Genomic DNA, 2,005 nt, shown 5'->3' on the forward strand with positions numbered 1-2,005 from the left:
GCAGCCGTTCGATCGCGGTACGCTGGCTTCGCACATCGACACCACCCGCGAAGCGGGAAGAATACAAGCCCATCACAATCCCGCAAGGGCGCGCTGCTGATTCCGGCCTTCGCGGTGGAGCGCACCCAGGAGCTTCTCGTCGATCTGGTCGATCTAATGGAACGCGGCGAGATCCCTCCCGCTCCGATCTTTCTCGATTCTCCGTTGGCGATCCGCGCCACCGAGGTGTTCCGCAAGCATTCCGAAAGCCTTGATCCCGCGGTCGACGTCCGTCGGACGTTGAACTCGCCGAAGTAATCGAGCAAATCGGCGATATCGACATCGAGATGGTCGACGATCGACACGATTCCGGAAAAGCCGACGGCGCGCTGCGCCGCCCTGTCAACCATGCCGGCGGCGATAGCGCCGGACTGGGAGATCAGCGCCAGATTTTCCGCAGCCGGCATATGCGCGGAAAAGCTCGCGTTGAGACTGACGCCGGGCATCAAGGGAGGCGATCCGAAGATCGGACATGGTCGGCCCTCTTTCAAAAAATGGAAGAGAACCCTCCATGACATATCACTTTTAGAAAACCGTCCGCCCCCTTCGACGACGCCGTCGCCGCGACGACCGAAACACTCGCGGCATGCCATCATGACCCTGTTCTGCGATGGGTGCGAGCTTGGCCATGTTTCAGGATCGGTGATCTCATGACAGATCATTGACTGGGTGCGGGCTCAACTCGGACCGGCACCATAGGAGGTTTAATACAAAACGGGAGTGAGAGCCTTGAACAGACGGAAATTTCTAATGGGTAGCGCGGCGATGGCGGCGACCACAGTGCTGACCCAAGAGGCGCAAGCCACGACATCTTCGTCGCAAGCGAAGATTGTCATCGCGGGAGCGGGAGCTGCGGGGGCTTTCGCTGGCGTCGCGGCTGAAGCAGCAGATGCCACGAGCGACGATCGTTATCATCGACGCCAAGAAAGACCACCATTTCCAACCCGGCTTCACGTTCGTGGGGGCCGGCCTCTGGTCACCGGCTGACGTCACCTTCCGCAACGCTGACTTCTTGCCGCCTGGAATCGACTGGATCGAACAGAACGTGGCGGAATTCAATCCGGACGCCAATGCAGTCACCACTACCGGTCGGCAGCGAGTGAGTTACGATTTTCTGTTCGTCGCGACGGGGCTAATGCTCGACTATAAGCGCATCGAAGGTATGGACACATCGCTGATCGGAAAGAATGGTATCACCTCGATCTATGCCGGCCCCGAAGCGGCGGCGAAATCATTCCGCGAGATCGACACTTTTATCGATAAAGGCGGCGTTGGTCTGTTCGGTCGCCCCCAGACCGAGATGAAATGTGCCGCCCGAGACAGACCATCCTCGCACTTATCCGACTCCAAGAGCAGCGGGCGGCACAAAATAGGGGCCGCTGTTGCCACTGTTGGCCTTGGCCTTTGCCAGTTCGGCCCGGGACACCACACGCAAATGAACTTCATCGGGCCCGTCGAGAAAACGCAGAGCCCGCCCCCATGTCCACAAATAAGATAATGGCGTGTCCGGCGTCAGCCCCATCGCGCCGAACACCTGCATGGCTCTGTCGACGACTCGTGTCTGAAGCCGGGCCGCAACGATCTTGATTGCCGAGACATCGACACGCGCCGCCGCATTGCCCTCGCGATCCATTTTATGGGCTGCCTTAAACACCAGAAGCCGGGCTTGATCGATCTCTAGCCGCGTTTCAGCGATCCAGTCCTGAACATTGGCGAAATCGGCGATACGTCGCCCAAATGCCTCTCGTTCGAGCGAACGCTCGCACATGAGTTCAAGTGCGACCTCGCACTGGCCGATCGTGCGCATGCAGTGATGAACGCGCCCGGGACCAAGCCGCTCCTGAGCCAATCTGAAGCCCTTTCCCTCCTCGCCGATAAGATTCGAAACTGGAACGCGGACGTTCCGGAACAACAGTTCGCAATGTCCCTCGGGGGAACTGTAGTGCATGATCGGAATGCTGCGCAC

1 protein-coding gene and 2 pseudogenes are annotated in these 2,005 nt (G+C 59.2%); 1 reads left to right on the forward strand and 2 read right to left on the reverse strand.

Going from position 1 to position 2,005, the window contains the following annotated elements; genetic code table 11:
• Positions 1-84: 84 nt before the first annotated feature.
• Positions 85-291 (forward strand): annotated as a pseudogene (locus tag HNQ36_RS25890) (MBL fold metallo-hydrolase); the annotation flags it as partial.
• Here HNQ36_RS25890 and HNQ36_RS25895 read toward each other — a convergent pair.
• Together HNQ36_RS25895 and HNQ36_RS25900 are read right to left on the reverse strand one after the other, a co-directional pair.
• Positions 291-488, reverse strand: a pseudogene (locus HNQ36_RS25895) (acetyl CoA synthetase); the annotation flags it as partial. The pseudogenes HNQ36_RS25890 and HNQ36_RS25895 sit on opposite strands and share 1 nt — an antisense overlap.
• A gap of 887 nt (positions 489-1,375) precedes the next feature.
• Positions 1,376-2,005: acyl-CoA dehydrogenase family protein (locus HNQ36_RS25900; RefSeq protein WP_283814076.1), on the reverse strand; the 630-nt coding region annotated here is incomplete at its 5' end.

The organism is Afipia massiliensis (assembly GCF_014203115.1).
GTDB classification, from domain to species: Bacteria; Pseudomonadota; Alphaproteobacteria; order Rhizobiales; family Xanthobacteraceae; genus Afipia; species Afipia massiliensis.